The 8153-nt window shown below is 69.0% G+C and carries 12 protein-coding genes and 1 pseudogene; all 13 read left to right on the forward strand.

Translation table 11 applies throughout. From position 1 onward, the window contains the following. Positions 1-187, forward strand: a pseudogene (locus tag C4S70_RS19270) (hypothetical protein); the annotation flags it as partial. Positions 188-285: 98 nt separating this feature from the next. Beyond that, a complete protein-coding gene (locus tag C4S70_RS17745; protein ID WP_456077572.1) occupies positions 286-426 on the forward strand; it encodes a DUF7697 family protein in 141 nt (46 codons plus the stop codon). Further along, positions 407-2551 (forward strand): phage tail tape measure C-terminal domain-containing protein, encoded by a 2145-nt coding sequence (locus C4S70_RS17750; protein ID WP_104009429.1) that lies wholly within the window; start codon positions 407-409, stop codon positions 2549-2551. The genes C4S70_RS17745 and C4S70_RS17750 overlap by 20 nt, the downstream gene beginning before the upstream one ends. Further along, positions 2551-3177, forward strand: coding sequence for a DUF2460 domain-containing protein (locus C4S70_RS17755; RefSeq protein WP_104009430.1), 627 nt, complete (start codon positions 2551-2553; stop codon positions 3175-3177). Before C4S70_RS17750 ends, C4S70_RS17755 begins: the two co-directional genes overlap by 1 nt. Then, on the forward strand, positions 3174-3521 hold the full coding sequence (locus tag C4S70_RS17760; RefSeq protein WP_104009431.1) for a Clp protease/crotonase-like domain-containing protein: 348 nt from the start codon (positions 3174-3176) through the stop codon (positions 3519-3521). The genes C4S70_RS17755 and C4S70_RS17760 overlap by 4 nt, the downstream gene beginning before the upstream one ends. Then, the gene (locus C4S70_RS19350) at positions 3514-3645 is read left to right on the forward strand and encodes a hypothetical protein (protein ID WP_268807797.1); all 132 of its coding nucleotides are present in this window, start codon (positions 3514-3516) and stop codon (positions 3643-3645) included. Before C4S70_RS17760 ends, C4S70_RS19350 begins: the two co-directional genes overlap by 8 nt. A 4-nt stretch (positions 3646-3649) precedes the next feature. Further along, positions 3650-4291: a lysozyme gene (locus C4S70_RS17765; protein ID WP_104009432.1), complete on the forward strand. Its 642-nt coding sequence runs from the start codon at positions 3650-3652 to the stop codon at positions 4289-4291. 5 nt (positions 4292-4296) lie between these two features. Continuing rightward, the gene (locus C4S70_RS17770) at positions 4297-4527 is read left to right on the forward strand and encodes a hypothetical protein (RefSeq protein WP_104009433.1); all 231 of its coding nucleotides are present in this window, start codon (positions 4297-4299) and stop codon (positions 4525-4527) included. Next, positions 4520-4750, forward strand: a complete 231-nt coding sequence (locus tag C4S70_RS17775) for a hypothetical protein (protein ID WP_104009434.1) — start codon at positions 4520-4522, stop codon at positions 4748-4750. Before C4S70_RS17770 ends, C4S70_RS17775 begins: the two co-directional genes overlap by 8 nt. Next, complete coding sequence (locus C4S70_RS18735) at positions 4740-4880, forward strand: hypothetical protein (protein WP_160114909.1); 141 nt, start codon at positions 4740-4742, stop codon at positions 4878-4880. Before C4S70_RS17775 ends, C4S70_RS18735 begins: the two co-directional genes overlap by 11 nt. Beyond that, complete coding sequence (locus tag C4S70_RS17780; RefSeq protein WP_104009435.1) at positions 4877-5761, forward strand: DUF2163 domain-containing protein; 885 nt, start codon at positions 4877-4879, stop codon at positions 5759-5761. The genes C4S70_RS18735 and C4S70_RS17780 overlap by 4 nt, the downstream gene beginning before the upstream one ends. A gap of 38 nt (positions 5762-5799) precedes the next feature. Further along, the gene (locus C4S70_RS17785; protein WP_104009437.1) at positions 5800-6252 is read left to right on the forward strand and encodes an NlpC/P60 family protein; all 453 of its coding nucleotides are present in this window, start codon (positions 5800-5802) and stop codon (positions 6250-6252) included. 9 nt (positions 6253-6261) lie between these two features. Continuing rightward, positions 6262-8153 (forward strand): baseplate multidomain protein megatron (locus C4S70_RS17790; protein WP_104009436.1); only part of this gene is annotated, 1892 nt, incomplete at its 3' end.

Consider the following 8153-nt stretch of genomic DNA (forward strand, 5'->3'; position numbering starts at 1 on the left):
GGACATCTGGCCGATCTTCGAGGCCTTCCAGCTTTCATACGTCTCGAAGGGCCTGCTTCTGGAGCAGGAAAAAAACGCCTCCGCGCCCTTGCCGACTGGTCCTTCGGTGGGGGTGAGCGATACTGCGAGGCCTGCCAGCCCTACGAGGGCCGCGAGCAAGCCTGCCCGGACTGCCCGGCGCGGCTGAACCGGCCGCTCACGCATGAGGGCTGGCAGGTCTGGGACCTGGTTGGGCGCCTCGGCGGCCAACTGCGCGTGCTGCCCGGCGCCGTGATCGGCTGGGACATGGCTGCGGCGCTGGCGCTTGGTGACGCCCTCGGTGTTCCGCCCGTCGCCATGGCCGAACTCTTGCCCGTCATTGAGGCGGTGATGGTGGCCAAGCTCAACGAACAGATGGAACGCCCTGATGGCGGAAAAACGGGTTAGCGTCCGCCTCGCCGCGGTCGGCGGCCGGCAGGTGCGCGCCGAGCTGGAAGGCGTGGGCGAGGCCGCCGCCCGTGGCTTCGGCCGGCTCAGTCGCGAGATGGAGGCCGCCAACGCAAGGCTTGCAGGCTTCGCGCGGCGGGTGCGCGTCGCGGCAGCGGCTGCCGTCGCCGCTGCCACGGCCGCCGGTGTCGCCATGGTGCGGTCCGGCCTGCAGACGGTCGATGCGCAGGCGAAGCTGGCGCAGTCGCTCGGCACCACGGTTGCCTCGATCCAGACGCTGGAACGTGCGGGGGAACTGGCGGGCGTGTCCATGTCTGGCATCGAGCAGGCGACCAAGGATCTGACCCGGCGACTCAGCCAGGCCGCGGCCGGGACCGGCCCGGCCACGCAAGCGCTGGACCGGCTCGGGCTCTCGGCCGCTGACCTGCTGGCGATGCCCCTCGACGAGCGCGTGGGTGCGGTCAATGCCGCCATCGAGGCGTTCGTGCCAATCGCCGAGCGTGCCGCCGTCGCGGGGCAGCTCTTCGGCGAGGAAGGCTCCATCGCCATGAGCCGCATCGACACCGCGACGCTGCGTCAGGCGACAGAGGACGTGCGTGCCTTCGGTGTCGTGGTCTCCGAGACGGAAGCTGACCAGATCGAACGGACCAACGACGCGATCTCGCGGCTGGGTCTGATCTGGCGTGGTCTGTCGAACCAGCTGGCAGTCGCCGCGGCGCCCGCTCTGGAAACGGTCGCCGACGCCATGGCGACACTCGCGAGCCGCACCGGCCCGCTCGGACAGGCCATTGCCGGGCTCTTCGACAATATCGGTCGCCTGACGACCTATGCCGCGACCTTTGCGGGTTTCCTCGCCAGCCGCTGGGTTGCCGGGCTGGCCGCCGCGGCCTTGTCCGTGCGCGGCCTCGCCACGGCGCTTGTGGTCTTGCGCGGCGCGCTCATCCGCACCGGCATCGGCGCGGCTGTAGTCGGCGCGGGCGAGCTCATCTACCAGTTCACGAAGCTCGTGCAGGGTGCCGGCGGCTTTGGCGAGGCGCTCGAACTCATGGGCAATGTCGCGAAGGCGGTCTGGGACGGGATCAAGGTGACCGTCACTTCCTTCGTCGATGATTTCCGCGCCATGAGGGCGGACATCGAGGCGATCTGGCTCCGCCTCATGGCGTTTCTCTCGCAAAAATGGGCCGATTTCCTCTCCCAGATCGGCCCGACCTTCAACGCGGTTTCCGAACGGATCGGGGCCGATGCACGGATCGACGTCTACGGGGCGCAGAGCTACGCCTCCTATCTCGACCACGCTGCCAACAACGCCGGCCACCAGGCCGATGTGCTGCGTGCCAGCGCCGCCGACACCCGCGCTTACGCATTCGACGGCGTGCGGGAATCGGTGGACGCGCTCAGGGCCGCGATGCGCGCAAGCGGCGAAGACGGGGCGGATGCGCTCGATGAGGCCTCAGCGGCGGCCGATCGCGTGACGGAGGCGCTGGATGCCGCCGGTGAGGCTGGCCAGGCTGCGGGGGCGGCGAATGCCGACGGGGCGGAGCAGGCCGCGACCGGCTGGGGGGCCGTCACCGCGACGCTGGCCGATTACGCTGCCAGGGCCCGCGACATCGGCGCCGATATCGGCCAGAGCCTCGTGGGCGCATTCCGAAGCGCCGAGGACGCGGTGGCGGAATTCGTGAAGTCCGGCAAGCTGGATTTCCGCGATCTCGTCACTTCGCTCATCGCCGATCTGGCACGGCTCGCCGCACGGCGGTTCATTCTCGGCCCCATCGCCAGTGTCCTCGGCGGCATTCTCGGTAGCGCGGGCGGGCTCTTCGCCGGAGTACTTCACGCGGGCGGTGTGGTCGGCGGGCCGGCGCCGTCGCGCATGGTCCCCGCCATGGCCTTCGCCGCCGCGCCGCGCATGCATTCGGGAGGTTGGGCCGGCCTCAGGCCCGACGAGGTGCCCGCGATCCTCCAGCGCGGAGAGCGAGTGCTCTCGCGCCGCGACGCACAGAGCTATGGCGCGGGCGGCGGTGTAACCATCAACATCAACACCCGCGACGCGGAAAGCTTCCGGCAGTCGCGCACGCAGGTCGCCGCCGATATTGCTCGCGCGGTGTCGCTGGGGCGCAGGGGGCTCTGATGGCGTTTCACGAGGTCCGGTTTCCGGACAATATCAGCCGGGGTGCACGAGGCGGGCCGGAGCGACGCACGCAGATCGTCGAGCTGGCCTCGGGCGACGAGGAGCGTAACGCCAGCTGGGCGAACTCGCGCCGGCGCTACGATGTCGCTTACGGCATCCGCCGCGCCGACGATCTCGCCGCCGTCGTCGAATTCTTCGAGGCACGCAACGGTCGCCTCTACGGCTTCCGCTTCAAGGACTGGGCGGATTACAAGTCGTGCCTTCCATCGCAGACGCCATCGGCGACCGATCAGGCCATCGGCACCGGGGATGGCACGACGACGGCATTCCAACTGGTGAAGCGTTACACCTCTGGCGGCCAGACATGGGTGCGGACGATCACCAAGCCGGTGGTCGGAAGCGTTACGGTGGCTGTCGATGGCGTGGAACAGGCAGGCGGCTGGTCGGTCGACACCACCACCGGCCTCGTCACTTTCACTACCGCTCCGGCTTCTGGCGCCACCATCACGGCCGGGTTCGAGTTCGACGTGCCGGTCCGCTTCGACACCGACACGCTCGACGTGACGCTCGACCTCGAGCGGCTCGGCTCCATCACCTCCATCCCGCTCCTGGAGATCCGGCGATGAACGACAATTCCGGTTTCGTCGCGACGGTGCTGCGCGACCTCGCGGCATCGACGGCGGTGATCCTCGCCGCCTGGGGCGCCCTCGGCGGCGCGACCAACGCGCTGACCACGAAGATGCGGCTGCGCGACGCGCTGCGGCACATCCTGCTCGGCGGGCTGATCGCCGCCGGCATGGGCAGCCTGTCGATGGCCGTCATCACCAGCTGGCTGGGCCTGCCGCCACAGGCGATCCCGGCGGGCGGTGCAGCGGGATCGGCCGCCTATCTCGTCGGGGTCTTCGGCCCGGCGGTGATCGAACTGGTGCTTGCCCGCCTGCGCCAGGCGCGGGAGAGCGGCGATGACTGAGCTCGTCCGTGTCCTGCGCGGGCTGCGGCGCCTGACCGACGACCCGCGCGATGCTTTCTTGCACCGCCTGCGCATCGGCCTCGCGGTTGCCGCGCTGATCCTGATCCTCTCGCTCCTGAGGTAACCCCATGCAGATGACTGACCGGGGCCTCATGGCCCTTGCCCGGCACGAGGGTATCGTGCCCGGGCCCTACCGCGATTCCACAGGCACCTGGACCTTCGGCATCGGCCACACCGCCGCCGCCGGACCGCCCGATCCGGCGACAATGCCGCGCGGGATGCCGGACGATCTCGACGCCGGGATCCGCGCGGCGCTTCGGGTCTTCCGCGCCGACCTCGCGCGCTACGAAGCCGACGTCCGGCGCGCGGTTACGGTGCCGCTCCAGCCGCACGAGTTCGATGCACTGGTCAGCTTTCACTACAACACCGGCGGCATCGCCAGGGCAGCGCTAACCCGGCACCTGAACGCCGGCAATCGCGTTGCAGCCGCCGACGCGTTTCTGAACTGGCGCAAGCCTGCATCGATCATCCCGCGACGGGAGGCCGAGCGCGACCTGTTCCGCGACGGACGTTATCCCGGCGGCGCGATCCCGGTCTGGTCTGTGGACCATGCGGGTCGCGTCGACTTCTCGCGGCCCGTCCGACGTCTCACCGAGACGCAAGCTCTGGCGATGCTGCGCCCCGCCACGACCAGACCCAGCCCTGACACGCCGACCGGCTGGCTTGCCCGGTTGGTCACAATCCTCAACCGGCTGTTCAAAAGGAACTGATCCCCATGCGCTACATCCGACCGAGTTCCCTGACTTGGTGGGCGGGGCTGCTCGCCATGCTCACCGGTATCGCCTCCGTCGCGTTGCCGGCAATCGGACCGTTTGCTGAACTGTCCCGCCTCGTCGCGCTGCTCGCCGGCTCGGGCGACGCTTCGCCCGCCGGGCTGATCTTCCTCGGCCTCGGCCTGATCGGCCTGCGTGACCGGATCGAGCGGGGATTCCGCGGTGATGGCTGAGTTCCTGATCTGGCTGGTCGCGGCTCTGAGCGCGGTCGGTGGCATTGTCTTCGGCCGGGTCTGGGGTCGGGTGGAAGGAAAGCGTCAGGGCAAACGGGAGGCAGAACGCGATGCATTGGAAGACACGATTGGACGCGTCGAGCGCGGGCGCAAGGCGGTTTGTGACGGCCGCGACGCTGGCGATCCTGCTCAGCGGCTGCGCCGCAACGACGGTGCCTGGTGATGCCGGCTGCATTTCCTATGCCGAGGCCCGACTGGCACGGCCACCTGCGGCGAGTGTCGCCGAGGTGCCGCCGGACTGGGCCGACTGGATCGCCGATCTCGACGACCGCATGACGGGAACCTGCCGATGAAAGCTCTCTCTCCCGCGCTACAGACCCATCTCGACGACGGCACGACCACGCTCGCTTGGGTGTGGCGGATCGCCCGTGCCGACGGTGTCACCTTCGGCTTCACCGATCACGACCGGACACTGACCTTCGACGGGACCGAGTTCGAGCCCGAGAGCGGGCTCACGGCATCCGAGGTGCGCTCGGGCTCGAACCTCTCGGTCGATGCACAGGACGCAGAGGGTGTGCTGACTTCGGACCGGATCACCGAGACCGACATCCTCGATGGCCGCTGGGACAATGCCGAGGTCGAAGTCTGGCGCGTGAACTGGGCGGACACGGGCCAGCGCGTGCTGATGCGGCGCGGCGCCATCGGCCAGATCCGGCGCGGGCGGCTGGTCTTCGTCGCCGAGGTGCGCTCGCTCGCGCACGTGCTGGGCCAGACGGTCGGGCGGACCTTCCAGGCGACCTGCGACGCGGCGCTTGGGGACGCGCGCTGCGGCATCGATCTCGAGAATCCGGCCTTCAAGGGGACGGGCGCGGTGATCGATCTCCTGCGCGACCGGGCCTTCACCGCATCGGGGCTCGCTGGGTTCGATGCCGGCTGGTTCACCTTCGGCACGCTGGAATGGACGAGCGGGGCGAATGCGGGGCGGCACACCGAGGTGCTGGGCCATGACGTTGCGGGTGGCGTCGCGGTCCTGGCCTTGCTCGAGGCGCCGGTGCGTTCCATCGCCTTGGGCGACGCCTTCACCATCCGTGCGGGCTGTGACAAGCGGATCGAGACCTGCGGGGCAAAGTTCGCCAACACCGCCAACTTCCGCGGCTTCCCGCATATCCCCGGTCAGGACACGATCCTGCGCTACGCGACAAAGGATGGCGGTCACGAAGGGGGCGTGCTGTGACCAACGTCGTTTCCAGCGGAAACGACGGGCGGCAGTGCATCGCTTCGCGATGCACGAGAGCCCCCGCCGACCCAGACAGGGTTATCGCTGCGGCGCGCGCGTGGCTCGGCACACCGTATCACGACCAGGCAAGCCTCCGCGGTGTCGGCTGCGACTGCCTCGGGCTTGCACGGGGCATCTGGCGCGAGGTCGTCGGTCCCGAGCCGTTTCCGATCCCGCCCTACAGCCGCGACTGGGGTGAGACGGGCCCGCGCGAGGTTCTGGCCGAGGGCGCGCGCACCATGATGATCGAGGTGTCGCCCTCCGACGCCGGCCCCGGCGCGCTGGTGCTGTTCCGGATGATGCCGCGCGCCATCGCCAAGCATGTCGGCATCATGACCGGTCCAGACAGCTTCCTCCACGCCTATGAGCGCCTCGGCGTGATCGAGGAACCGCTCACCCGATCCTGGCGGCGGCGCATTGCCTTCGCCTTCCTGTTTCCGCAACGCTGAGACCCCGACATGGCCACCCTCGTCCTCGGTGCCGCTGGCGCCGCCATTGGCGGCTCGATCGGCGGCGCGATCCTCGGCGTGAGCGCCGCCACCATCGGCGGCTTCGTCGGCTCGACCATCGGGTCGGTTGTCGACAGCTGGATCGTCTCGTCGCTCGCGCCCACCCAGCGCATCGAGGGGCCGCGGCTCGACAGCCTCCGGATCACGTCCTCGACCGAGGGCGCCGTCATCCCGCGCGTCTACGGCCGGATGCGCATGGGCGGCAACATCATCTGGGCGACCGACTTCCGAGAGGAGACCAAGACCACCACGCAAGGCGGCGGCAAGGGCGGCGGGGGCGGCGGCAAGGTCAAGACCACCGAGTATCTCTACTATGCCTCCTTCGCCGTGGCGCTCTGCGAGGGGCCGATCACCGGCATCGGCCGCATCTGGGCCGACGGCAAGCTGCTCAACACGGCCGGGATCACCTGGCGCTGGTATCCGGGGGACGAGACCCAGACGGCCGATCCGTTCATCGCGGCGACGATGGGCGCGGCCAGCACGCCCGCCTATCGGGGCACGGCCTATGTGGTCTTCGAGGACCTCCCGCTCGGTAACTTTGGCAACCGCTTGCCGCAACTCTCCTTCGAGGTCTTCCGCCCGCTCGCCGATCCCGACACGGCCGAGGGGCTCACACAGGCGGTCACCATGATCCCGGCCTCGGGCGAGTTCACCTATGCCACGACCGGCATCCGCAAGGGCAGCGGTGGGGCGCAAACGCCTGAGAACCTGAACGCGCTCTCGGATACCGCCGACATGGTCGTGGCGCTCGACCGCTTGCAGGCCATGGCGCCGAAGGTCAAAAGCGTGAGCCTCGTCGTCGCTTGGTTCGGGAACGACTTGCGGGCGGGCGACTGCAAAGTGCGGCCCGGCGTCGAGGTCTCGGCCAAGTCGACGACGCCCGCCAGCTGGTCGGTGAATGGCGTGTCCCGTGCCAACGCCCACCTCGTCAGCCGCGACGATCAGGACCGCCCGGTCTATGGCGGCACGCCAGCGGACTTCGCGGTGATCCAGGCGATCAAGGAGATGAAGGCGCGCGGGCTGCGCGTCACCTTCTATCCGTTCATTCTGATGGACGTGCCGCCCGGCAACACGCTGCCGAACCCGTATTCCGACAACGCCGCCGAGACCGGCCAGCCGGCGTTCCCCTGGCGCGGCCGGATCACCTGTTCGCCCGCCGCGGGCTACACCGGCAGCGTCGACAAGACAGCCGCGGCGGCAAGCCAGGTCGCGGACTTCTTCGGCAGCGCCAGCCCGTCCGACTTCGCGATCTCCGGCGAGACGGTCTCCTGGATCGGGGCGCCGGGCGACTGGGGTCTGCGCCGCATGGTGTTGCACTACGCCCATCTCTGCGCGGCGGCAGGCGGCGTCGATGCTTTCCTTATCGGCACTGAGATGCGCGGGCTGACCACGATCCGCTCGGGTGCGAGCACCTATCCCGCGGTGCAGGCCATTCGCGATCTCGCGGCGGATGTGCGCAGCATCCTCGGGGCGGGCACGGACATCAGCTACGCCGCCGACTGGTCGGAATATTTCGGGCATCAGCCTGGCGATGGCAGCGGCGACGTGTTCTTCCACCTCGATCCGCTCTGGGCCGATCCCGAGATCGATTTCGTCGGCATCGACAATTACATGCCGCTGTCGGACTGGCGAGACGGGTTCGAACATCTCGACGCGGCCGAGGGCTGGCCCGCGATTTACGACCGGGCTTATCTGCAAAAGAACATCGCCGGCGGCGAGGGCTTCGACTGGTTCTATGCCAGCGAAACCGACCGCGCCGCGCAGGTCCGCACACCAATCACCGATGGCGTTTACGGCGAGCCATGGGTGTTTCGATACAAGGATCTGTGGAACTGGTGGTC

This window comes from Jhaorihella thermophila (assembly GCF_900108275.1).
Classification (GTDB): domain Bacteria; phylum Pseudomonadota; class Alphaproteobacteria; order Rhodobacterales; family Rhodobacteraceae; genus Jhaorihella; species Jhaorihella thermophila.